The organism is Pseudomonas sp. BIGb0176 (genome assembly GCF_024810175.1).
Lineage (GTDB): Bacteria > Pseudomonadota > Gammaproteobacteria > Pseudomonadales > Pseudomonadaceae > Aquipseudomonas > Aquipseudomonas protegens.
Genome location: NZ_JANUEC010000002.1, coordinates 730072 through 752732, shown reverse-complemented (window position 1 = coordinate 752732; position 22661 = coordinate 730072). Strand labels below are relative to the sequence as shown.

Genomic DNA, 22661 nt, shown 5'->3' with positions numbered 1-22661 from the left:
GCCGCTGCCGCAGGCAGCGCACGGCCCGAAGGGGCGCCGGGGTTCTCAAGGCCGCTGAAGGTTCGGCGGGAGATCGCCAAGCAAGGCCCTGCGGGCCTTTTCGACAATTTCAAGGAGAGCGGATATGACCGCACATTTTCGCCCCGCGGTGTATGACTTGCCCCGCGATGGCCATACGGTTTTTCGCTGGGAGCATCCGCCCCAGCAGGCCACCGTCGAGCTGGAGCGCCTGCAGCGCAAGCAGAGCCTGGCCGCGGCGTTCCGGGTGTTCGCCCGGCTGGGGTTCGACATGGGCGGCGCCGGGCATATCACGGTGCGTGACCCGGGGCGCCCGGACCATTTCTGGGTCAACCCGGTGGGGGTGTATTTCGGCCATGTACGGGTCCGCGACCTGTTGCTGGTCAACCCCGAAGGGGCGGTGATCGAAGGCGAGGGCGCGTTGAACCTGGCGGCGTTCGCCATCCATGCGGCGCTGCATGAAGCCCATCCCGAGGTGGTCGCCGCGGCCCATGCCCATTCGCTGTACGGCAAGGCCTGGTCGAGCCTGGGGCGCTTGCTCGATCCGCTGACCCAGGACGCCTGCGCTTTCTATGAAAGGCACGGGCTGTTCGACAACTTTTCCGGGGTGGTGCTGGAGGCCAGCGAGGGCGCGCGGATCGCCGCCGCACTGGCGGGGCGCAAGGCGCTGATCCTGCAGAACCACGGCCTGCTCACCGTGGGTGAAACCGTCGAGGCGGCGGTGTGGCGCTTCATCGCCATGGACAACGCCGCCCAGACTCAACTGCTGGCGGAAGCTGCCGGCACCCCGCGGCCCATTCCCCATGAGGTGGCGCGCCACACCGCACGCCAGGTCGGCACCGAGTTTGGCGGCTGGTTCAGTTTCCAGCCTTACCGCGAGCGGATCGTGCGCGAAGAACCGGACTTTCTCGATTAAGGACCATTGCCCATGCAGCGTCGTCATTTTCTCCAACTCTCGGCCCTGGCCGGTCTGGCCGCGGCCTTGCCGCGCCTGGGCCTGGGCCTGGGAGCCTCCGTGGACCTGTCCGGGGTCACCCTGAACGTCGCCACCTACAAGGGGGCGGCGCCGAGCTTCTTTGCCGAGGCGGGCATCGAGCCCCCGCCCTACAAGGTCAAGTACGCTGAGTTCACCGGCGGCAACCTGAGCTTCGAGGCCCTGGTCAGCGGCACCCTGGACATCTCGCCGATGAGCGAGATCCCGCCGATCTTCGGGATCAAGAACCACGCCCCGGTGAAGCTGATCGCGGTGCTCACCGGCGACGTCAACAACCAGGCCTTCATCGTGCCCAAGGGCTCTGCAGTGCAGTCGGTGGCCGAGCTCAAGGGCAAGCGCATCGGTTATATCCGCTCCACCAGTTCCCATTACTTTCTGCTCAAGGCGCTGAAGGAGCAGGGCCTGGGCTTTGCCGATATCGTGCCCATGGCGTTGACTGCGCAGGACGGTTTCGCCGCGTTCCAGAACGGTGCCCTGGATGCCTGGGTCAGCTTCGGCTACTTCATCCAGCTGGCGGAACTGCGGGCCGGGGCCCGGGTATTGAAGACCGGCCAGGGCTACCTGTCCGGCAACTACGTGATCGCCGCCAACCAGCAGAGCATCGCCGACCCGGCCAAGCACGCGGCGATCACCGACTACATCCTGCGCGAGTACCGCTCCTGGCAGTGGATTGCCAGCCACCCCGAGGAATGGGCGACCAGGAGCGCGCAGATTCTCGGCATGCCCCGGGAAGTGTTCCTTGCCCAGTACCGGGCCCAGAGCGGCCCGCGCCTGCTGCAACCGGTGGACGACGCAGCGGTGAAATCCCAGCAGGACGTGGCCGACCTGTTCTTCGAGGCCGGCGTGCTGCCCCAGCAACTGGATGTATCCGGCCTGTGGGACCGCAGCTTCCACTGGACCTGAGCCTGTAGCCGCCGGCTTGCCGGCGAAAGGGCGATGACGCCTTCGCTGGCCAGCCAGCTCCTACGGAACACCCGACACCCCACGTAGGAGCCGGCTTGCCGGCGAAGAGGCCCTCAAGCCTTGCGCTGGCCAGGATGACGCTTTCGCTGGCAAGCCAGCTCTTGCGATCCGGGGGGAAATTCTTTCATTGGCCAGGAGGCCGCATGTTTACCCGAACCTTGCTGTGCCTGGCGCTGGCCAGCCCCTGGGCCTTGGCCGACAGCCCCGCCCAAGCCCTGCACCAGCGCCTGATCGTGCTCGACAGTCACCTCGATACCCCCATGCAACTGGCCCGCCCCGGTTGGGACATCACCCAGCGCCATCGCTACCAGGACGACCTGTCCCAGGTCGATCTGCCACGGATGAAAGAGGGCGGCCTGGACGGCGGTTTCTGGGCCATTTTCACCCCCCAGGGGCCGCTCACCGCCGAAGGCCGGACCCAGGCCAGCGAACATGGGCTGGCGGTGCTGGCGCGGATCCGCGACCTGCTGGGCGCCCACCCCGATGATTTCGCCCTGGCCCTGACGGCTGGCGATGTACCGGCCATCGTCGCCCGTGGCCAGCGTGTGATTTTCATCAGCATGGAAAACGCCCAGCCCCTGGCCGCCGATCCGGCACGCTTGCACACCTATTACCGCCAGGGCCTGCGCATGCTCGGCCTGGTGCACTCGGCCAACAACGATTTCGCCGACTCGGCCACCGCCCTGCCGCAGTGGCGCGGCCTGAGCCCGGCGGGCCGGGAGCTGGTGGCCGAGGCCAATCGCCTGGGGATACTGCTGGATGTCTCCCATGCCTCGGACCAGGTGTTCGACCAGGTCCTGGCGCTGTCGAGGGCGCCGATCATTGCCTCCCATTCCAGCAGCCGTGCAATCACCGCCCATCCACGCAACCTGGATGACCGGCGCCTGCGGCAACTGGCGGCCAGGGGCGGTGTGGTGCAGGTCAACAGCTTTCCCAGCGACCTGATCAACCTTGCGCCCAATCCCGAGCGGGACAAGGCCCTGGGGCCGTTGTACCGCGAGTTCCGCCTGGCGGCGAGCATGAGCCCGGAACAGGTGTCGGACCTGGCCGAACGCATTCGCCAGGTCGAAGCCCGCTACCCGCAGCCCAGGGCCAGCCTGGACGATTACCTGCGCCACCTGCTGCACATCCTGGAAGTGGTCGGCCCGGATCATGTGGGCATCGGCGCCGACTGGGACGGCGGTGGCGGGGTACAGGGGCTCGAAGATGTCGCGCAACTGCCACGGATTACCCAGCGCCTGTTGGCGGCGGGCTACAGCGAAGCGGACCTGGCGAAGATCTGGGGCGGCAACTTGTTGCGCGTTCTCGACGCCGCCCAGGCCGTAGGAGCCGGCTTGCCGGCGAAGGGGCGCTGATGCCGGCGCGAGCCGTGGGGCTTCTTCGCTGGCAAGCCGGTTCCTGGCGGGGCGAGTATGGCCAGGCACGGCCAGGCGCAGGGCTATGCGCGGAGCGCAGAATCTTTTGGCTTGAATATGAAACAAAGTAATATTTGCATATGCTTAAAATGTATTTCTCTTATTAAATAAGCGCCCCTAGGATGGCTTCACATAGACCCAAGTGACTGCATAAGTCGCCGATCTATAACCGAACGCACTATCCATCCGCAGCAGGGAGCGCTTGCATGCCACTGACCAGAAGACAATTGATCGCCCGTATTGCCGCTGTCGGCGGGGTCCAGGCGGCGAGTGCGGTCATGGGCCTGTTCGGCGCCAGCGCAACGGCCCAAGCGTTCGAGGAAAACTACGCGGCGCTGCCCACGGCGGCGCTGGGCAAGGGCGCCAGCGTGGTGGTGATCGGCGCCGGGATCGGTGGCCTGGTCAGCGCCTACGAGTTGAGCAAGGCCGGGTTCAAGGTGACCTTGCTGGAAGCCCGGGACCGGGTCGGCGGGCGCAACTGGACGGTGCGTGGTGGCGATCGGGTGGAGTACAGCGACGGCAGCACCCAGGTCGCGCAATTCGGGGAGGGGTTCTACCTCAATGCCGGGGCCGGCCGCCTGCCCAGCCACCATCAGTTGATGCTCGGCTACTGCCGCGAGCTGGGGGTGGAGCTGGAGGTGCTGGTCAATACCAGCCGCAACGCCCTGGTGCGTCCGGACCTTGACCAGCCGGCGTTGCAGATCCGCCAGGCGGTCAATGACAGCCGCGGGCATTTTTCCGAGCTGCTGGCCAAGGCCGTCAATCGCCATGCCCTGGATCAGGAGCTGACACCAGCCGATCGCAGCAACCTGCTGAGTTTCCTGAAAACCTGGGGTGATCTTTCCGACAAGCTGGAGTACCTGGGGTCGGCCCGCTCCGGCTACAAGGTCTGGCCCGGCGCTGGCGACCAGTTGGCGCAGAAGAATGATCCGCTGCCGTTGCAGACCCTGCTCAACCCGGCGCTGACCACGGCGTTGATGATCGACGAATACCCGGAGTTCTCGCCCACCATGTTCCAGCCGGTGGGGGGCATGGACCACATTCCCCAGGCCTTTGCCCGGCGCCTGAAAGGCCAGTTGCGGCTGCACAGCGAGGTGCGTTCCATCAGCAACCAGGCCGACAGCGCCGAAGTGGTCTATCTGGACCGGCGCACCGGCCGCACCCACAACCTCAAGGCCGACTACGTGATCAGCAGCCTGCCCCTGCCGCTGCTGGCCAAGGTGCAGAACAACTTCAGCGCCCCGGTGCGCCAGGCCATCGGCGCGGTGCAGTTCGGCTACGCCAACAAGGTGGCCTGGCAGTCGCGGCGCTTCTGGGAAAGCCAGTACCAGATCTACGGCGGGCTGTCGTTCATCAACCAGGAAGCCTCCGGGCTGTGGTACCCCAGCGGCGGTTTCAACCAGGCCGAAGGGGTGCTGGTGGCGGCCTACAACAACGGCGAAACCGCCCGACGGTTCGGGGAGAAAACCCTGGCCCAGCAGATCGAGATTTCCCGTCAGGCGGTGGAGCTCCTGCACCCCGGGCACAGCCAGGAACTGCGCAATCCGCTGGTGATTGCCTGGAGCAAGATCCCCTACAACTTCGGCCCCTGGATCAGCCATGAAGTGGCCGAGCCGGACTACGGCCTGCTCAACCAGCCCCAGGGCCGGGTCTACCTCACCAGCGACGGCCTGGCCCACAGCGGCGTGGGCATCTGGCAGGAAGCCGCCGCCGGCGCGGCGCGGCGGGTGGTGCGGCAACTTTTCCAACGGGCGCAAGGCTCGTCGCTACAGCAAACGGCCTGAAAAAGCCGAGCACTCACACAACAGCGGTAACCCATGCCGGGTAGCGGACCTCCGAGGCTGGCACACACAACCTTGGGAGCGTCTTTGCATGTCTTTGAAAAACACCGTCGTAGGGCTGGGGCTGTTGTTCGCCGCCAGCAGCAGTTGGGCCGCGGGAATCCAGCGCGTGCCGTCCAGCTACCCCAATTCGCCGATCCTGCAATCGGTGACCCTGCCCGCCAACAGCGAGGTGACCTACCTCTCCGGGCTGCTGCCGGACCCGGTGGACCCCAAGGCGTCCAAGGAGCAGATCCACGCCGAGGGCAACACCGAGGCCCAGGCCCGGGTGGTGCTGCGCAAGGTGGAGACGATCCTCGCCAGCCAGGGCCTGACCCCGGGGGACGTGGTGCAACTGCGCATCTACCTGGTAGGGGACCCGGCCCTGGGCGGCAAGCTGGATTTCGACGGCCTGCAAGTGGCCTTCCGCGAGTTCTTCGGCACCCAGAAGCAGCCGCTCAAGCCCGCCCGGACCACGGTGCAAGTGGCGGGGCTGGTGCTGCCCGGCGCCTTGATCGAAGTCGAAACCGTTGCCGCCCGAGCGCGCTGAACCGCCTGTCAAAGGATCTGAAGTCATGAGTATTTCCTTGCATAAAATCCTCTTCGGCGCGGCCCCCCTGAGCCTTGGCCTGCTGGGCCTGGCGCTGCCCGCCGAACTGCTGGCGGCCGACGAAACCCTGGGCACGGTGGTGGTCACCGGGGTGCGCGGCAGCCAGCAACGCACGGTGACCGACAGCCCGGCGCCGATCGATGTGATCGACAGCGAGCAGTTGCGCAGCATCGGCCAGAACGGCCTGAAAGAGATGCTCGGGCGCCTGCTGCCGTCGTTCAACGTACCGACCATCAACGGCGGCGGCACGGCGTTCCTGGTGCGCGGGGTGAGCATGCGCGGCCTGGGCGGCGACCAGGTGCTGGTGCTGATCAATGGCAAGCGCCGGCACAACTCGGCGCTGATCAACAACGGCGCACGGGTCGGCAACGCCTCGGTGCCGGTGGACCTGGACCTGATTCCCACCGCCGCCATCGAGCGCATCGAAGTGCTGCGCGACGGCGCGGCGGCGCAGTACGGCTCCGACGCCATCGCCGGGGTGATCAACATCATCCTCAAGCGCAATGCCGAAGGCCTGACCTCCGACACCACCCTGGGCCAGTACTACGACGGCGACGGCACCACCGGCCACGAAGCCTTCAACTGGGGCAACAAACTGGGAGAGAACGGCGGCTTCATCAACCTGTCCTGGGACGCCAAGCTGCAGGAACCCTACGAGCGCTCCAGTGCCGCCAGCGGCCAGCTGTACTTCAAGCAGGCCGACGGCTCGCCGGACCCCCGGGAAAGCAATCGCCAGGGCTGGGGCACCGAGTACGGCCTGGGCCGCGATCGCACCACCAGCCTGGCCTACAACGCCGAGCTGCCTCTGGAGGACGACCTCAAGCTGTACTCGTTCTCGACCCTGAGCTACCGCAACAGCAACAAGGACCTGGGGCACCGCAAGCCCACCGACATCACCAGCCTGGCGGGCATTCCCAATGCGCCTTACCCCAACGGCGGCCAGGCGCGGCGGGAAATCCACGAGACCGATTTCCAGGTCGCCGGTGGTGCCAAGGGCCTGCTCGGTGGCTGGGACTGGGACCTGTCGAGCACCTACGGCAAGGATCGCGGCGTGCTCGACACGGCCAACAACCTGAACATTTCCAATGGCCCCTACAGCCAGCACGACTTCCACCTGGGCAACCTGGTGTTCGACCAGTGGACCAACAACCTGGACTTCTCCCGGGCCCTGGACATCGGCTGGAGCAGCCCGCTGGAAACCTCCTTCGGCGTGGAATACCGCTGGGAGAAATATGCGCTGGAGGAGGGCGAGGCCAACTCCTACAACCAGGGCAGCTATGTCCCCAACACCGGGCCTTTCGCCGGTGTGGTGCCGGACCCGGGGTTGTTCTCGGTCAACGGCACGACCCCGGAAGATGCCTACAGCCTCAAGCGCCACAGTGAGGCGGCCTATATCGACCTGGGCCTGAACATCACCCCCAACTGGTACGTCGGCGCGGCGGCGCGCTACGAGAAGTACAACCTAGGGGTAGGCGACACCACCAGCGGCAAGCTCACCACCCGTTACGAGTTCCTCCCCGGGTACGCGGTGCGGGCCGCGGTGAGCAACGGTTTCCGTGCACCGTCCCTGGCCCAGAGCGTCTTTTCCACCACCAGCACGGTCACCGAATTCGGCGCCGGTGGCACCACCACCTCGGTGCGTACCAAGCAGATGCGCCCCAACTCGCCGGAAGCGGTGGCCCTGGGCGCCAAGGACCTGGAGCCGGAAACCTCGCGCAACTACAGCCTGGGGTTCACCGCCGAGCCCACCGATCGGCTGCGCCTGACGGCCGACTTCTACCTGATCGACATCGACAAGCGCATTCTCCAGACCGGCATCCTCAAGGGCCCGGCGGTGTCGCAGATCCTGGTGGAGAACGGCCTCTCGCCGAACCTCGCCGGGCAGTACTACACCAACGCTGCCGACACCCGGACCAAGGGCGTGGACCTGGTGGCGGACTACCGCCAGTCCTTCGGCGAGTACGGCACGGCGAAATGGAGCGTCGCCTACAACCACAACAAGACCACCATCCGCGACCTGGCGGACACCCCGGCGGCCCTGTCGCGCCTGGGGGCGGGGTATGTGCTGTTCGACCGCCAGCAGCAGATCGACCTGACTAAATCCACGCCCAAGGACAAGTGGATCCTCTCCGGCAACTACAAGGTCGGCGACTGGACCACCAACCTGCAGTTGACCCGATTTGGCGAGTACACCGAAGGCTCGAACATCCCGAGCAACGATCGCACCTACAGCGCCAAGTGGATCACCGACCTGGACGTGGCCTACGACGTGACCCAGAACCTCACCGTGGCCGTGGGCGCCAACAACCTGTTCGACGTATACCCGGACAAGATCGGCCTCAAGGCCTGGGCGGGAACCTATGAATACGGAATGTTCTCGCCCTATGGCCTGGGCGGCGGCTACTACTACAGCCGCGTCAGTCTGGCGTTCTGAGCATGACCACGATCACTCTCGCAGGAGCTGGCTTGCCAGCGAAGGCGGCGGCATGACCGGCGCAGGGTTCAAGGGCCATTCGCCAGCAAGCTGGCTCCTACACCCGTGGCGTCCTGCCGGTCGTTCACCTGGTAGGAGCTGGCTTGCCAGCGAAGGCGGCATGAAGGGCGCAGGGGGCAGGGGCGGTTCGCCGGCAAGCCGGCTCCTGCAAGGGCTGGTGTTGTGTTTGTGGCTGGGTAGTGCACTGGCGCAGCCGGCGCTGCGGGTGTCCAGCCAGAAGCAGTCGCTGAAGATTCTGCTGCAGGCGGCAGGCGAGCTGGAGCAGGTGCCGTACCCCATCGAGTTCGCCTCCTTCGCTGCCGCGGCCTCCACCGCCGAGGCCCTGGCCGCCGGGGCGGTGGATATCGGCAGCCTGGGGGATGCGCCCTTTGTGTTTGCCGCCGCGGCCGGGGCGCCGCTCAAGACCGTGGGGGTGATCAAGCTCAAGGTCACGCCGACCGCGGTGGCGATCGTGGTCAAGGAGGATTCGCCGCTGAAGCAGGCCGCCGACCTCAAGGGCCGGCGCATCACCACCACCCGGGGCTCCATCGGCCATTTCCTGGCCCTGGCCGCCCTGCGGTCGGTGGGCCTGCACGGCGCGGATGCGCAGTTCATCTTTCTCCAGCCGGCCGAATCCCGCAGCCTGCTGAGCAACGGCCAGGCCGATGCCTGGTCGACCTGGGACCCCTATACCAGCATGGTGCAGATGGAGGGCGGCAGCCGGGTGCTGATCAGTGGCGAAGGGCTGTTCGCCGGGCACATGCTGCTGGTGGCCAACGACCAGGCGATTCGCGACAAGCCGCAGCAGATCGCCGACTTCCTGCAGCGCCTGGATCGTGCCTATGCCTGGGCCAACCAGCATCAGAGCGAGTTTTCAAAGATCCAGGCCGGCTACAGCGGTTTGCCGGTGGAGGTGCATGAGCGTTCCAATCGCTACTCGGTGCCCCGGCGTATCGCCGTAGGCCCGGCCGTGGTGGAGGACGTGCAGCACACCGCCGATCTCTACCGCGAGGAGGGCATTATTCAGAAGACTTTCGATGCCGCAGCTTACATGGATGCTCAATTCAATGAAGTTGAATGAGTGTGTGGCAGTTTTATTAATTGATCTCGGGAGGTTTTAAATAAATAAAGAGCAATAATGTCCTTCGCTTAATTTAACTATCAGCAAATTTCATAATCTTCTCGCAGCACTTTCAAAGTGCCTGTGGTGGCCGCTATTTGCCTGATTTTCGATACATTTTTAAGTTTGGATATTAGAGATAAAGGATATTTCACAAGGCCATCGCAACTGCCTAAGGTGGCCCTGAAACAAATTATTACGTTCTACCGATGTTGTACTTCGTCGCTACTTCCAGGGAATTAAGGGAGCTTGCATGTTCACAGTCACTACGGCCGACAAACTTGAAGCGCGGCATATCCTCGATGTTGTGGAAAAACGCTCTTACGGCGTTCAGCTCAAAGGTTTCTGCCCACCGGATACCTTGCAGGTGGCGCGGGATCATCTGTATCAGCAGGAACTGCGCAGTGCCTTCAGCCAGCAGCAGGAATTCGTCCGGGTCGGCAAGGCTTATATCGAGATCCAGGATGAGCAGAGCCGGGCCGAATACCACGCCCTGGCCCTGCCCAACATTCGCAAGATCCGCAATCTGTTCCGGCCACTGGCCTCGCCCATCGACGAACTGCGCCTGCTGCTGGACGAAGTCTGGCCGCAGGGCGCGCACCTGTTGCAGGTGGACGGGCAGAAGTGTTTCGTCGGTATTGCCCGCTTCCAGGGTTCGGGGGTCGATCTCACGCCCCACACCGACAAGCTTGAACGCAATGCCCCCGAGGGCCACAGCCCGCAGTTGCTGACCCAGCTGTCCACCAACATCTACCTGGAGATCCCCGAGGATGGCGGCGAGCTGGAGATCTGGGGCATCGAGCCGGACGAGCAGGAGTACAACCGCCTCAAGGGCGAACGGGCCTACGGCATCGAACGCCACCTGCTGCCGCCGCCGGATTTCGTGGTCAAGCCCGAGCCTGGCGACCTGATCCTCCTCAACCCGCGGCTGATCCACGCCGTGCGCCCTTCGGCCAGCAGCACCCGGGTCACCCTCGGGGTCTTTATCGGTTACTACGGCGAACACCAGCCTTTGGCCTACTGGAGCTGAACTCATGAGCAAGGTGCAGGAAATCAACCTCAAGGCCTACTTCAACAAGGGCGGCGAGGAGCACGAATTCGACGGCAAGCGCGTGGTACTGGCGGTCAGCGTCGGCCAGGAATATCACGAGGACCAGAAGCTGCGGTCCACCATTCACTTGATCAACCAGTCCGGCTTCAGCCACGTCAAGGTGGTGGTGGCCGATACCCTGCAACGCCACAACAAGCACGGCAAGTCCCCCGGGGAGGCGCTGTCGGCGGCGATCCGCGATGGCGATGCCTGGCTGGCGCGCAACCAGAGCATCCTCGACGGCCTGCGGGTGCCGTACCACATCACCCGCTGGAACCAGGAACTGGCCAGCGACCGCTATGCCGAGCTGCGCCAGCAACTGAACCAGGTCTACCAGCAGCGCGAGGAACTGCGCGACGCCATCGACAGCACCATCGGCGTATTCACCGAGCGCCTGCGCCTGCGTGACGAACACGCGGACATCGAGCGGGCGGCGGCCCAGTGCCGGGAGTACATCCTGGAAGAGATCCCGATCATCCTGCCGCTGTGGGCCGACGAGGGTTACCACTATGTGCTCTACCCGCAGCAGATGACCACGGCCATGGCCACCAGCCGCGAGTTGCTGATCGAACCCCACAGCCCGGACCGGGTGCGCTGGCTGCCCCTGAAGTTCAAGAAGCGGGGGATCCCGATTCCCTTCACCTTGCCCGGCGCCATTCACCCCAACTGGACCAGCGGCGCCATCGCCATCTGATCCGCCGCGATCAATGTAGGCGCTGGCTTGCCAGCGAAAGCGCCCCTGCCGGCGATGCCGGACTCAAGGGGCTGTTCGCCGGCAAGCGGGCTCCTACAGAGCGTTTTTTTATGACTGACAAGGAGTTTCCATGGGCGTTTTTGCGCAACAGCAACGCAAATGGTGGGCATTGCTCGGTGTGAGCATCGCCAGTTTTCTCGGCTGTGTGGATTTCACCATCGTCAACACCGCGTTACCGGCCCTGCAGGCCGACCTCGGGGCCTCGGTGGACGCCCTGCAATGGGTGATCAACGGCTTCATCCTGGCCCTGTCGAGCTTCATGGTGCTGGTGGGGCGCCTGGCCGACCTGCATGGGCGCAAGCGGGTGCTGTTCATCGGCCTGACGGTGTTCGGCCTGGCCTCCCTGGCGGCCGGGCTGGCGGGGCAGATCGATACCCTGATCGGCGCGCGGGTGGCCCAGGGGCTGGCATGCGCGGTGCTCTATACCGCCTCGGGGGCGATTGTCTCCAGCACCTTCGAGACCGCCGAGCAGGGTCGGGCCTTCGGGGTGCTGTTCGGGGTCAATGGAGTGGGGCTGGCGGTCGGCCCGGTGTTGGGCGGGCTGATAACCAGCGCCTTCGGCTGGCAGTGGATCTTTCTCATCAACGTGCCCTTCGTACTGCTGAGCCTGGGCATTTGCAGCTTCAGCGTGAAGGAGTCGCGTTCGGCCGAGACCGGGGCGCGCCTGGATGGTTGGGGCGCGCTGCTGTTGCTGATCGGCCTGCCGAGCCTGGTGCTGGTGATCGTCCAGGGCGGCAGCTGGGGCTGGGGCTCACCCCTGACCCTGGCCCTGGTGGCGCTGGCGTTGCTGGCCCTGGGCGCATTCCTGGCGGTGGAGCGGCGGGTGGCCGCGCCGATCATCGACCTCAAGCTGTTCGCCAACCGGCGTTTCGTTGCCGGGGTGGCGGCCAGTTTCGGCCTGGCGCTGTTCTACTGCGTGGCGTTTTTCGTCATGCCGCTGTACCTGGCGCAGATCCGCGGCGAAACGGTGCAGGCCAGCGGCCTGCTGTTGCTGCCCACCACCCTGGGGGTGGCGCTGCTGTCACCGCTGGTGGGGCGCCTGGTGGATCGCAAGGGGCCGGCGCTGCTGATCAAGACCGGGCTGCTGCTGTTCGTGCTGTCGGCGCTGTTGCAGGCCGGTTTCGATGGCCAGACTTCGCTGCCTTATCTGCTGGGCGCCTTTGTCGTCATGGGCCTGGGGTGGGCCAGCATTCTCGGGCCGTCCACGGTGCTGGGGATTTCCTCGGTGCCCCAGGAAGTGGGCTCGGTGGCCATGGGCTCGCTGATGACCTTGCACAACGTCGGTGGCGGTGTCGGGCTGGCGGTGGGGGTGGGGCTGTTCCATCACTTTTCCGCCACGCCGCTGGACGATGCCCAGGGCGCCTTTCTCAATGGTTACCGCGCGGTGATGGGCTTTCTGGCGGTGGTCACGCTGCTGGTCTGGGCCTCGGTGAGCCTGCTCTTGCGCACGGCCCCGGCCCCGGTGCCGACGGCCGAGGAGGGCACCAGCCGTGGCTGAGCGCGGCGGGCAGATGGGGCTGGGGGCCTTTCTCTCCGGCTCCGGCGCCCATGGCGGCAGTTGGCGCCATCCCCAGGCGGATGCCGACGCCTCGTTGAATTTCCAGCGCTACCGGCACTACGCGCAAACCCTGGAGCGGGGCTGTTTCGACGCCCTGTTTCTCAACGACAACGTGGCGGTGGGGGACCTGGACCCGCGAGTACTGGCCCGCAGTTCCTACAGCCTGCGCTGGGACCCGCTGACCCTGCTGCCGGCCCTGGCGGTGGTGACCCGGCATATCGGCCTGATCGCCACCGCCAGCACCTCCTACAACGAGCCCTACAACCTGGCGCGCAAGTTCGCCTCCCTGGACCACTTGAGTGAGGGCCGGGCTGGCTGGAACCTGGTAACCGGGCTGGTCGGCGGCGAGAACTTCAACCACCCCGAACCCCTGAGCCACGCCGAGCGGTACGCCCGGGCCGAGGAGTTCTTCAGTGTGGCCAGCGGGCTGTGGGACAGCTGGGCCGACGACGCCTTTCCCCGGGACAAGGCCAGCGGCCAGTGGCTGCGCCCGGAGCGCATGCACCTGTTGCAGCACCGGGGGCGGCACTTCCAGGTACAGGGGCCGTTGAATGCACCGCGGCCATTGCAGGGCTGGCCGGTGATCGCCCAGGCCGGGTCGTCCGGGCCGGGCTGTGAGCTGGCGGCGCGCTGCGCCGAGCTGGTGTTCACCGCCCAGACCGACCTGCAGCAGGCCAAGGCTTTCTATCGCGAACTCAAGGAACGGCTTCCCGCTTACGGGCGTCATGCCGGGCAGTTGAAAATCTTCCCCGGCATCGCCCCCACGGTGGGCCGCACCCTCAACGAAGCCGAGGAGAAGTACCAGCAATTGCAGGAACTGCAGGACCCCCAGGCACAGCTCAAGGCCCTGTCCTACCTGCTGGACCTGGGTATCGACCTGTCGCATCTGCCCCTGCATACGCAGGTGCCGTTGCTGGATGACGCCGCCCCCACCGAGCGGCATAAAAGCCGCCGGCACCTGGTGCAGGAGCTGATCCGCCGGGAGCGGCCGAGCCTGGCGCAACTGCTGCGCAGCCTGTCGGCCAGCGGGCACAAGGTACTGGTGGGCACGCCGGGGCAGATCGTCGATGAGCTGGCTACCTGGTACCAGGAATACGCCGCCGACGGCTTCAATGTGCTGTTCACCCATCTGCCGGGGGCCATCGACGATTTCGTGCAACTGATCACCCCCGAGCTGCAGCGCCGGGGTCTGTTTCGCCAGCGCTACACCGGCCACAGCCTGCGTGAACACCTGGGGCTGGCGCGGGTGGAAAACCGTTTCTTCAGCCACCGGGGCAATGGCTGAATGGCTGAAAGAGTCTTTACTCTCAAGGCGCAACGCCCATCGATCAACCCAGGAGCTACAGCATGTCCGGATGGTATGAGTTGAAGAAAAGCAGCAACGGCCAGTTTCGCTTCGTGCTCAAGGCGGCCAATGCCGAGGTCATTCTCAGCAGCGAGCAGTACACCACCCGCGCCGCAGCCGAGAACGGCATCGCCTCGGTGCAGGCCAACAGTCCCCTGGAAGAGCGCTACGAGCGCAAGAGCGCCAAGGATGGCAAACCCTATTTCAACCTCAAGGCGGCCAACCACCAGATCATCGGCAACAGTGAAACCTATTCCTCGGAAGCGGCCCGGGAAAAGGGCATCGCCAGCGTCAAGGCCAACGGCCCCAGCCACAACATCAAGGACCTGACGTCCGTTTAGGCCCGGCTCCACACACCCTCGACAGCACCAGGCCCGAACCCATGCAGCGTTCGGGCTTTGTGCTGTCAGCGGGTTTTCACGAGCACCTGGCATTTGCCTGGAGGCCGGGCGAGGGCAGCGTATTGTGATCTGGCAGGCCGCCAGCCGATTGGCGACGGAGTTATGGCGCAATGCCATCATTTGCCTTATCCTCCGCGCCCGTCACCGGGCGCTCGGCAGGCCTGGCACTCTGGTTGACGTTATCAATCATTGTCCAAGGGATCTGCGACCTCATGATTCGCCCTCTCGTATTACTCGCCGCGCTGCTGGCGTTGAGCGGTTGCTACAGCCTGTCTTCCACGAAAGTTGCCGAGAGCATGCGCCCCGACTCGCAGTCGGGGGTGGCCTATGTGGTGGGGGTGGTCGGCATCTGGCCGAAGGCGGTGCACACCGCCAACGAACAAATGCTGCTGATTCGCCCGCGCGGCGGTGACGGGTTCGCCTCGGCGCGCTTGTACAACCAGATCTACGGCCGCACGCCACGGGATGTGCGCGAGACCTGGCACGGCATCGGCAGCCTGTTCGTGATGCCGCTCAAACCCGGGCGCTACGAGATCTACAACCTGCATTTCGACCGCGGCAACGCCACCGCCTGGAGCCGCGAAGACTTCTCCATCCCGTTGGAACTGGAAGCCGGCAAGGCTTATTACCTGGGTGATTTTCGCGCCGGCTGCCTGTCGGCGTCGGGGGCCAAGTGCGTGTTTCTGCACAGCGACCACCTGGAGCGCGACGCCGCCCTGGTGCGCGCCAAATACCCGCAGGTGCCGGACCTGCAACGGGTCGATCTGGAGAAGATGGAGGAGGTCACGTCGTTGATCGTCAGGGAGCAGGGGCCCAAGGCGTCGATGCTCAAGGCCATGCTGTCGGGGGATCTCTAATGCGTAATCAATTGTGGTTTTTGATGGTGCTGATGCTGGGGCTTGGCGGTTGCCAGACCAGCCACAGTCTCAAGCCGGCCGAGGTGGATTATCAGCAGCGGCTACCGGCGATCAGCGTCAGTGTGATGGGGGCCATCCCTGCCGGCCTGATCCGTGACGAACTGCGTCGTCGCGGCACCTTCGAGCAGGTGCAGCCGGGGTTCAGTGCCGATGGCTACAACGTGATCGTGATGGCCAACAGTGATTACTTTGGCTGGCAGAACATTCCCATGGGGCTGCTCAGTGCCATGACCTTGTTTATCGTACCGGGCCGGACCACTTGGGACAGCCAGGTGATGTTCCATGTCAGCCGCGGTGACCAGGAGGTGGCCAAGTATCGGGTCAGCAACCAGACCCGCTCCTGGCGTGGGTGGGCCAACACTGATGGCGGCCAATACCAGCATGTGCGGCGCATCACCGACGACTTCATTGCGCAGATGCTGCAGGACCCGCAGTTCAAGGCCCAGGCCCCGGTGGCGCTGGACAGTCACTGAGCCACGCTTGGACGCGGCCCATGCCAAAGCCCGAACGGTGTCAGCCGTCCGGGCTTTTTTTTCAGGAAATCAACCCAGGCTCTGCAGCAGCGTCTGCAACTGTTGGCGACCGCTCTCGTTCAGCGCGAATACCGGCTTGCGCGGCTCGCCGGTGGGCAGCCCGGCGAGTTCCAGCCCGGCCTTGACCGTGGCCGGCAAACCGCCCTTGAGGATGAAGTCCAGCAGCGGCAACTGGCGGTAGAACAGCGCCCGGGCGCGGGCCAGGTCGTTGCTCAGCACGGCCTGATAGAGGTCGAGATTGAGCTGCGGGATCAGGTTCGCCGCCGCTGTGCACCAGCCACTGGCACCGGCAGCGAAAGCTTCCAGGGCCAGCGGGTTGCAGCCGTTGTAGAACGGCACCTGGCCTTCGCCCAGCAGTTGCAGCTTGTGCATGCGCTGGATGTCGCCGGTGCTTTCCTTGACCAGGGTGACGTTTTCCACGGCGTGGAAGATCTTCAGGATCAGTTCCACCGACATGTCGGTGCCGCTGGTGGCCGGGTTGTTGTAGAGCATGATCGGCACGCCGATGCTGGCGCCGATGGCCTGGTAGTGAGCGAGGATCTCGGCTTCGCTGAGCTTCCAGTAGGAGGCGGGCAGCACCATCACCACGTCGGCGCCCTTGGCTTCGGCAAAACGCGCGCGGCGGATGGCCTTGGCAGTGGTCAGGTCGGAGACGCTGACGATGGTCGGCACGCGCTTGGCCACGTGGCGGATGCTGAACTCGCTGACCTGGTCCCATTCGGCGTCGCTCAGGTAGGCGCCTTCGCCGGTGCTGCCCAGGGGGGCGATGGCGTGGACGCCCGCGTCGATCATGCGGTCGATGGAACGCCCGAGGGCGTCCAGGTCCAGGCCTTCGCCGTTGGGGCCGAAGGGGGTGACGGTGTAGCCGATGATGCCGTGGATCTGGGTAGTAGGCATGGTGCAACTCCTGCAAGGCATAAGGGGTGGATCAGTTCAGGCAGTCGGCGTGTTTTTTCAGGTTTTGCCGAGCGTAGTAGTTGAAGGCGGCGCTGTGGCGCTTGGGCTTGGAAATCCAGTCGTGGGCTTCGCGGCCCAGCTCCGGGAGGATCGGCTTGATGGTGCCGGCGGCCATGGCCAGCAGTTGCAGCTTGGCCGCACGCTCGATCAGTTGAGCGATCACGCAGGCTTCCTCGATGCTCGCGCCGGTGGACAGCTGGCCGTGGTGGGAAAGCAGGATCGCGCGCTTGTCGCCCAGGGCGGCGGAGATGATTTCGCCTTCTTCGTTGCCCACCGGCACCCCCGGCCAGGCTTCGAGAAAGGCGCAGTCCTCGTACAGTGGGCAGAGGTCCATGTGCGACACCGCAAGCGGCACTTCGATCATCGACAGCGCGGCGACGTGGGTCGGGTGGGTGTGGATGATGCAGTTCACGTCCGGCCGGGCGCGGTACACCCAGCTGTGGAAGCGGTTGGCCGGGTTGGGCATGCCGTGGCCTTCGAGGACCTCCAGGTCTTCGTTGACCAGCAGCAGGTTGCTGGCGCTGATTTCATCGAAGCCCAGGCCCAGTTGCTGGGTGTAGTAGGTACCGGGTTGCGGGCCGCGGGCGGTGATCTGCCCGGCGAGGCCCGAGTCGTGGCCGTTCTCGAACAGAATGCGGCAGGTCAGGGCCAGCTTTTGTCGGTCGGTCCACGTATTATCCGCCAGGGTATTTTGCATCTGGGTCAGGGCTTGCTTGACCAGTTGGTCTTTGGGCAATGCTAATGTCTTGGCCATGTCGAAGGTCCTTTGAGAAGTGCAATGGACGTCGGATCTGCGCTTCACCTGCTGCTTGCGACGGCGCTGGGTGAATCGCGATGACACTTAAGAGGCTATATGACACTTTGTGTCATTGGCAAGCGCCAATCGTTGTTTTCTAGATGGATTAACCGCTCTACATGTCTATCCGTTTGAAATTACTGAGAAAAAAACTGGGCGTGACCCTGGAAGCCCTGGCCGAGAAATCCGGGATGACCAAGAGCTATCTGTCGAAAGTCGAGCGCGGGCTGAACACGCCGTCGATCGCTGCCGCGTTGAAGCTGGCCAAGGCGCTGAACGTCAAGGTCGAGGAACTGTTCGCCGAGGACAGCATCAGCCTCGACAGCTACAGCCTGGTGCGCAGCGACCAGCGCCAGTCATTGGCAGCCAATGGGCAGGTCCCGGGTTATGCGGTGCTGGCCCATCAGGTCAGTGAACGCAATCTGCTGCCGTTCATCATCTATCCGGCCAAAGAGTTCAGTGACAAGACCTTCAAGGAACACCTGGGGGAGGAGTTCCTGTTTGTCCATGAAGGCCAGGTGGAAGTGGACTTCATGAACGAACGGGTGATTCTCAACCGCGGCGACGCGCTGCATTTCAATGCGCAGAAGCCCCACCGCATCCGTTCCGTGGGGGACGAGCAGGCGCAGTTGCTGGTGGTGGTGCACAGCAGCGAGGACTGAAGGCGTTCAGCACCGCCAGGAGCCGGCTGGTTGGCGAATGGGCACCAAGACATGCATCGCCCTGGCGGACGTCTTCGCTGGCAAGCCAGCTCCTACAGGGCGGGAGTGCTCAGCGCTCCACGGGCACCGACAGGGCCGGGTTGCCCAGGGCGTGGGTCTTGGAGTCGAAGAAACGCAGACTCAGGTCCAGGCCTTCGAACAGCTTGGCGTAGTGGCGTTTCTGGTGCTGGATGAACGCCGCGCTGCGCGGGTAGATGGAGATCGCCAGGGTCTGGGTCGCCGACTGGCGGATCGCCTGGACCAGGTGGCTGTCCTGGGGCCCCAGGTTGTGGCCGAAGATGCACAGCGCGCCGCTGTGATCCAGCAACTGCTGGTAGCAGAACGACAGGTAATCCGAGCTGCGGATGGTCTTGAGCTTGTCCGCCAGCGGCCCCTCGCTGACGAACAGCGGCACGTCGTCCAGGGTCTTGAGGGTGTTGTTGATGGCGAAGCTGCCCAGCAGGGTGCCTTCGGTGGAGGTCAGCTTGCGTGCGCTGCCGTCCAGGTTGCGCACCAGGTGCAGGCCGCCATGCAGGTAGAGAATGCGGGTTGGGGCGCTAGGGGCGCTGCCCAGTTCGAAGGCCGGATCGGCACCGTGGAACAGGTCGTCGATGCCTTGGCTGTCCTGTTGCACGGCCCAGTAGTTGAGCAGGTCATAGTTGCTGGTGAACACCGTGGGATAGCGCCGCAGTTCCTGGTTGATCGCCGCCAGGCTCTGCTCCTGGACCAGGCGCCAGGGAATGTGCACCGCGTGCACGGTGTTGATCAGCGCTTCCTTGATGGCGTAGTAGCGATTGCGTGGCGCCGCCGAGCTGACTGCCAGGGCCTTGTTGACTCGGCTGGTGGTTTTCAGGGCGCCCAGTACCTGCTCGAAACTGCGGGTCTGCAGGGCCTCGAATACGCTGAGCTCGGACTGGCTGAGGGGTTTTTCTTCAACTGTGCGAGCGTTTTCGAACAGTGAGTCGTAGGCAAAGTCTTCCCACACGGCACGGCTGGCGCCGTTGCCGATCAGCAGGCCACTGAACGGTGTGCTGGCACCCAGGGCGTTCCAGTCTTCAAGTTCGGCATCAAATTCCTGGAAATCCATCATCGCGGTCATCGGTCTCAAGGCTGGAGGTATTTCGGCTGGCGACTTTATCACGACCGACCCTTGAGCCAGATCAACAACGCCGGTGAGCGATCGGTCGATCCTGTTTGGCAAACATTGCATCGACACCGTGAAATCGGCATTCGCCGGGAGACCTTCTGATGAGCAGCACCTTTTTCATTCCAGCCGTGAACATCATGGGCATCGGCTGTCTCGACGAGGCCATGAGCGCCATCCGCAACTATGGATTTCGCAAGGCGCTGATCGTCACTGACACGGGCCTGGCCAAGGCTGGCGTGGCCAGCATGGTGGCCGAGAAGCTGGCCATGCAGGACATCGATTCGGTGATCTTCGACGGTGCCAAGCCCAACCCCAGCATTGCCAACGTCGAGCAGGGCCTGGCGCAATTGCAGCAGGCACAGTGCGATTTCGTCATCTCCCTGGGCGGCGGATCGCCCCATGACTGCGCCAAGGGCATTGCCCTGTGTGCCACCAATGGCGGGCAGATCCGCGATTACGAAGGCGTCGACCAGTCGGCCAAGCCGCAACTGCCCTTGATCGCCATCAACACCACCGCCGGCACTGCCAGCGAAATGACCCGTTTCTGCATCATCACCGACGAATCGCGCCATGTGAAAATGGCCATCGTCGACCGCAACGTCACGCCGTTGCTGTCGGTGAACGATCCGGCACTGATGGTGGCGATGCCCAAGGGCCTGACCGCCGCCACCGGCATGGATGCCCTGACCCACGCGGTGGAAGCCTATGTGTCCACCGCGGCCAACCCCATTACCGACGCCTGCGCCCTGAAGGCCGTGGAAATGATCAGCGCCAACCTACGCCAGGCGGTGCACGACGGCAACGATCTGCTGGCACGGGAGAACATGGCCTATGCGCAGTTCCTCGCCGGCATGGCATTCAACAATGCGTCCCTGGGTTTCGTGCACGCCATGGCCCACCAGCTGGGCGGCTTCTACGACCTGCCCCATGGCGTGTGCAACGCGGTGCTGTTGCCCCATGTGCAGAGCTTCAACGCCACGGTATGCGCCCAGCGCCTGACCGATGTGGCCCACGCGCTGGGAGCGGACATTCGCGGTTTCAGCCCGGAAGAGGGCGCCCAGGCGGCCATCGCGGCGATCCGCACCCTGGCCCGTGATGTGGAGATTCCCGCCGGTTTGCGCGAGTTGGGCGCCAAGTTGCAGGACATTCCGCTATTGGCGGCCAATGCCCTCAAGGATGCCTGCGGCCTGACCAACCCGCGTCCGGCGGATCAGCGGCAGATCGAGGAGATTTTCCGCAACGCGTTCTGAGGGACGGGACCCTTCGCTGGCAAGCCTGCGAAGGGTTCATCCGCACGCCCGGCACCACAGACTCCCGAGCAACTGCTCCCGGCGTTGAAAGCGCCCGCGCCGCGGAGGATAGTGCGACCTGAAATGGCGCTCTATCCGCCTGTCACAAGGAGTCGTGAATGATCCGTTGCTCTTCCCTGGCCCCGCTTCTGGGCAGCCTGGCCCTGCTGGCCGGTGCCACATCCGCCGCCGCCCAGTGCCTGCCGCCGCCACGCAATGCCGAAGTCCCGGGCTTTTCCCTGTGCAAGGACTGGCCGGCCTTTGCCGACCAGAGCATCAGCCTGCTGTCCGAGCAGGTTCCGGACCCCAGCGACACCGGCACCGATGACGGCACCTACAACCTGCAACTGGCAGTGCTGGACCGCAGCAGCGGACAGGCCCTGGCCAGCTATGAGCAGCCTGCCGCCTTTGTCTCCGACGCCTTTCGCCTGGAGAGCGTGAAGCTCGATACCGGGCGCTTCCAACTGACGCCTCAGGTTCGAGCGTTCGGGGTCCGGGCCGCGTTCGAGGGTTCCTCCAGGGTCAACCCCTTCAATCAGACCTGGCTCAGCCTCTACGTGCGCGAGGGCAGTACCCTGCGCCCGGTGCTGGAGAAGTTCGTGGCCCATTCCTACAACGGCGAATGGGATGGCCAGTGCACCGGCGAGGGCACTAAAACCACGCGCACCCTGGATATCGCCAAGACCCGCAGCCACGGTTACGCCGACCTGATCGTGCGTTCGGTCAGCGTCAGTACCCAGAGCAAAAAAGTCGGGGAAGAATGCCAGTCCACCTCCGTGGCCGCCAAACCGGTGGTCAGCACCCTGCACTACGATGGCCAACGCTACGTCCTGCCCAATGGCTTCAGTGGCATCTGATACCGGCGATCGATAAGGAAGCTTGATGAACCTGCTTGAACAATCGACCCGCGGGCTGGTGCTGTGCGCGTTGCTGGGCGTGGCGACGATGGCGCTGGCCGAGTGCGACAACAGCCCCAATTCCCCGGGAGAACTCCATGTCTGCAAACCCTGGCCGGCGGAAGACGGCATCAACATCGGGGTTCGAGCAACGCCGGTGCAAGGGGCCGAAAACGCCAAGGTACCTCGCTACAACCTGGATGTGGCGCTGCTGCTCGACGACAGCGGCTGGGCCGTGGCCAGCTACAACAAGGACCTGGCCCGGCGTTCCGATGGCTTGGCCTTGCAGGGGTTGCAGATCGATACCGGGCGTTACCAGTTGAGCGAAGAGGAGCGGGCCTTTGGCCTGCGGGCCACCTACCGCCGCGCCTCAAGCACCCACCCCCATGAGAAAACCGTGCTGACCCTGTTCGTACGTGATGGCAAGGGCCTTCCGCCTAGGCTCGAAGGGCTGGTGGTGGATGAGCGCCGCGCTGAGCTCGGCCGGGGCGGTGAGTGTGTCGGGCGCAGCCGGACCCTGCACCGGACCCTGGAACTGGGCAACGGCCAGCGCAACGGCCATGCCGACCTGCTGGTGCGTACGCGAATCGTCGACACCGAGCATTTCAAGGGGCCGGCCGGTTGCGAAAGCCGCGACCTGGCGCCCAGGGACAGCCGTGTCACCTTGCACTACGACGGCCAGCGCTACCCCTTGCCGAAAACCTTGACGGGAGCGTGAACCATGCACAAGGGGCTCAACCACCTGAGCCTGGCCGTCAGCGATCTGGCCTCGCGATTGCTGGCCTGGCGCGATCATCCTTACCCGGGAATGCGCTTTTACTCCGCCGATTGAGAGACTGTTCCACAGGGGCAGCTGACGAAAGC

Annotated in this window: 21 protein-coding genes; 18 read left to right on the top strand and 3 right to left on the bottom strand. The window is 64.6% G+C overall.

Features of this window, described 5'->3' with window-relative positions:
* Positions 1-124 precede the first annotated feature (124 nt).
* From M2395_RS14335 to M2395_RS14270, 14 genes are all read left to right on the top strand, one after another.
* Positions 125-934, top strand: coding sequence for a class II aldolase/adducin family protein (locus tag M2395_RS14335; protein ID WP_015634468.1), 810 nt, complete (start codon positions 125-127; stop codon positions 932-934).
* A 12-nt stretch (positions 935-946) separates the two neighbouring features.
* Positions 947-1915: an ABC transporter substrate-binding protein gene (locus tag M2395_RS14330; protein WP_123430191.1), complete on the top strand. Its 969-nt coding sequence runs from the start codon at positions 947-949 to the stop codon at positions 1913-1915.
* A gap of 203 nt (positions 1916-2118) precedes the next feature.
* A complete protein-coding gene (locus tag M2395_RS14325; RefSeq protein ID WP_123430192.1) occupies positions 2119-3330 on the top strand; it encodes a dipeptidase in 1212 nt (403 codons plus the stop codon).
* Positions 3331-3596: 266 nt separating this feature from the next.
* Entirely contained in the window at positions 3597-5174 is a 1578-nt protein-coding gene (locus tag M2395_RS14320; RefSeq protein WP_123430193.1) for an FAD-dependent oxidoreductase, read from the top strand.
* Between the two features lie 88 nt (positions 5175-5262).
* Positions 5263-5760 (top strand): RidA family protein, encoded by a 498-nt coding sequence (locus M2395_RS14315; protein WP_123430194.1) that lies wholly within the window; start codon positions 5263-5265, stop codon positions 5758-5760.
* A gap of 25 nt (positions 5761-5785) precedes the next feature.
* Positions 5786-8254, top strand: a complete 2469-nt coding sequence (locus M2395_RS14310; protein WP_015634472.1) for a TonB-dependent siderophore receptor — start codon at positions 5786-5788, stop codon at positions 8252-8254.
* Positions 8255-8306: 52 nt separating this feature from the next.
* Complete coding sequence (locus M2395_RS14305) at positions 8307-9374, top strand: aliphatic sulfonate ABC transporter substrate-binding protein (RefSeq protein WP_123430195.1); 1068 nt, start codon at positions 8307-8309, stop codon at positions 9372-9374.
* Positions 9375-9666: 292 nt separating this feature from the next.
* A complete protein-coding gene (locus M2395_RS14300; RefSeq protein WP_011059730.1) occupies positions 9667-10443 on the top strand; it encodes a 2OG-Fe(II) oxygenase in 777 nt (258 codons plus the stop codon).
* Positions 10444-10447: 4 nt separating this feature from the next.
* Positions 10448-11197, top strand: coding sequence for a tRNA-dependent cyclodipeptide synthase (locus M2395_RS14295; protein ID WP_011059731.1), 750 nt, complete (start codon positions 10448-10450; stop codon positions 11195-11197).
* Positions 11198-11327: 130 nt separating this feature from the next.
* Entirely contained in the window at positions 11328-12755 is a 1428-nt protein-coding gene (locus tag M2395_RS14290; RefSeq protein ID WP_123430196.1) for an MFS transporter, read from the top strand.
* A gap of 13 nt (positions 12756-12768) precedes the next feature.
* Entirely contained in the window at positions 12769-14100 is a 1332-nt protein-coding gene (locus M2395_RS14285; protein WP_123430418.1) for an LLM class flavin-dependent oxidoreductase, read from the top strand.
* A 62-nt stretch (positions 14101-14162) separates the two neighbouring features.
* On the top strand, positions 14163-14501 hold the full coding sequence (locus M2395_RS14280; protein ID WP_011059734.1) for a YegP family protein: 339 nt from the start codon (positions 14163-14165) through the stop codon (positions 14499-14501).
* 272 nt (positions 14502-14773) lie between these two features.
* Positions 14774-15418, top strand: coding sequence for a hypothetical protein (locus M2395_RS14275; protein WP_053156731.1), 645 nt, complete (start codon positions 14774-14776; stop codon positions 15416-15418).
* Positions 15418-15951, top strand: coding sequence for a hypothetical protein (locus tag M2395_RS14270; RefSeq protein WP_041116411.1), 534 nt, complete (start codon positions 15418-15420; stop codon positions 15949-15951). Before M2395_RS14275 ends, M2395_RS14270 begins: the two co-directional genes overlap by 1 nt.
* A 69-nt stretch (positions 15952-16020) precedes the next feature.
* On the opposite strand, the gene M2395_RS14265 is transcribed toward M2395_RS14270, so the two are convergent.
* A complete protein-coding gene (locus tag M2395_RS14265; RefSeq protein WP_011059737.1) occupies positions 16021-16908 on the bottom strand; it encodes a dihydrodipicolinate synthase family protein in 888 nt (295 codons plus the stop codon).
* Between the two features lie 31 nt (positions 16909-16939).
* A complete protein-coding gene (locus M2395_RS14260) occupies positions 16940-17722 on the bottom strand; it encodes an aldolase (RefSeq protein ID WP_011059738.1) in 783 nt (260 codons plus the stop codon).
* Between the two features lie 161 nt (positions 17723-17883).
* Between M2395_RS14260 and M2395_RS14255 the strand changes: the two genes are divergently transcribed.
* Positions 17884-18426: a helix-turn-helix domain-containing protein gene (locus tag M2395_RS14255; RefSeq protein WP_072451074.1), complete on the top strand. Its 543-nt coding sequence runs from the start codon at positions 17884-17886 to the stop codon at positions 18424-18426.
* Between the two features lie 109 nt (positions 18427-18535).
* Here the strand turns inward: M2395_RS14255 and M2395_RS14250 are convergent, their stop codons facing one another.
* A complete protein-coding gene (locus M2395_RS14250) occupies positions 18536-19555 on the bottom strand; it encodes a DUF4917 family protein (protein ID WP_041752724.1) in 1020 nt (339 codons plus the stop codon).
* A gap of 158 nt (positions 19556-19713) precedes the next feature.
* On the opposite strand from M2395_RS14250, the gene yiaY reads away from it, so the two are divergent.
* From yiaY to M2395_RS14235, 3 genes are all read left to right on the top strand, one after another.
* Positions 19714-20862, top strand: coding sequence for an L-threonine dehydrogenase (yiaY, locus tag M2395_RS14245; RefSeq protein WP_011059741.1), 1149 nt, complete (start codon positions 19714-19716; stop codon positions 20860-20862).
* A gap of 158 nt (positions 20863-21020) precedes the next feature.
* Positions 21021-21758: a hypothetical protein gene (locus M2395_RS14240; protein ID WP_123430197.1), complete on the top strand. Its 738-nt coding sequence runs from the start codon at positions 21021-21023 to the stop codon at positions 21756-21758.
* 25 nt (positions 21759-21783) lie between these two features.
* Complete coding sequence (locus M2395_RS14235) at positions 21784-22515, top strand: hypothetical protein (protein ID WP_015634482.1); 732 nt, start codon at positions 21784-21786, stop codon at positions 22513-22515.
* Positions 22516-22661: the final 146 nt, after the last annotated feature.

Bases quoted from the DNA above. Each gene is read 5' to 3' on its own strand.
- M2395_RS14335 (WP_015634468.1), top strand. From the start codon at position 125: ATGACCGCACATTTTCGCCCCGCGGTGTATGACTTGCCCCGCGATGGC.
- M2395_RS14330 (WP_123430191.1), top strand. From the start codon at position 947: ATGCAGCGTCGTCATTTTCTCCAACTCTCGGCCCTGGCCGGTCTGGCC.
- M2395_RS14325 (WP_123430192.1), top strand. From the start codon at position 2,119: ATGTTTACCCGAACCTTGCTGTGCCTGGCGCTGGCCAGCCCCTGGGCC.
- M2395_RS14320 (WP_123430193.1), top strand. From the start codon at position 3,597: ATGCCACTGACCAGAAGACAATTGATCGCCCGTATTGCCGCTGTCGGC.
- M2395_RS14315 (WP_123430194.1), top strand. From the start codon at position 5,263: ATGTCTTTGAAAAACACCGTCGTAGGGCTGGGGCTGTTGTTCGCCGCC.
- M2395_RS14310 (WP_015634472.1), top strand. From the start codon at position 5,786: ATGAGTATTTCCTTGCATAAAATCCTCTTCGGCGCGGCCCCCCTGAGC.
- M2395_RS14305 (WP_123430195.1), top strand. From the start codon at position 8,307: ATGACCGGCGCAGGGTTCAAGGGCCATTCGCCAGCAAGCTGGCTCCTA.
- M2395_RS14300 (WP_011059730.1), top strand. From the start codon at position 9,667: ATGTTCACAGTCACTACGGCCGACAAACTTGAAGCGCGGCATATCCTC.
- M2395_RS14295 (WP_011059731.1), top strand. From the start codon at position 10,448: ATGAGCAAGGTGCAGGAAATCAACCTCAAGGCCTACTTCAACAAGGGC.
- M2395_RS14290 (WP_123430196.1), top strand. From the start codon at position 11,328: ATGGGCGTTTTTGCGCAACAGCAACGCAAATGGTGGGCATTGCTCGGT.
- M2395_RS14285 (WP_123430418.1), top strand. From the start codon at position 12,769: ATGGGGCTGGGGGCCTTTCTCTCCGGCTCCGGCGCCCATGGCGGCAGT.
- M2395_RS14280 (WP_011059734.1), top strand. From the start codon at position 14,163: ATGTCCGGATGGTATGAGTTGAAGAAAAGCAGCAACGGCCAGTTTCGC.
- M2395_RS14275 (WP_053156731.1), top strand. From the start codon at position 14,774: ATGATTCGCCCTCTCGTATTACTCGCCGCGCTGCTGGCGTTGAGCGGT.
- M2395_RS14270 (WP_041116411.1), top strand. From the start codon at position 15,418: ATGCGTAATCAATTGTGGTTTTTGATGGTGCTGATGCTGGGGCTTGGC.
- M2395_RS14265 (WP_011059737.1), bottom strand. From the start codon at position 16,908: ATGCCTACTACCCAGATCCACGGCATCATCGGCTACACCGTCACCCCC.
- M2395_RS14260 (WP_011059738.1), bottom strand. From the start codon at position 17,722: ATGGCCAAGACATTAGCATTGCCCAAAGACCAACTGGTCAAGCAAGCC.
- M2395_RS14255 (WP_072451074.1), top strand. From the start codon at position 17,884: ATGTCTATCCGTTTGAAATTACTGAGAAAAAAACTGGGCGTGACCCTG.
- M2395_RS14250 (WP_041752724.1), bottom strand. From the start codon at position 19,555: ATGATGGATTTCCAGGAATTTGATGCCGAACTTGAAGACTGGAACGCC.
- yiaY (WP_011059741.1), top strand. From the start codon at position 19,714: ATGAGCAGCACCTTTTTCATTCCAGCCGTGAACATCATGGGCATCGGC.
- M2395_RS14240 (WP_123430197.1), top strand. From the start codon at position 21,021: ATGATCCGTTGCTCTTCCCTGGCCCCGCTTCTGGGCAGCCTGGCCCTG.
- M2395_RS14235 (WP_015634482.1), top strand. From the start codon at position 21,784: ATGAACCTGCTTGAACAATCGACCCGCGGGCTGGTGCTGTGCGCGTTG.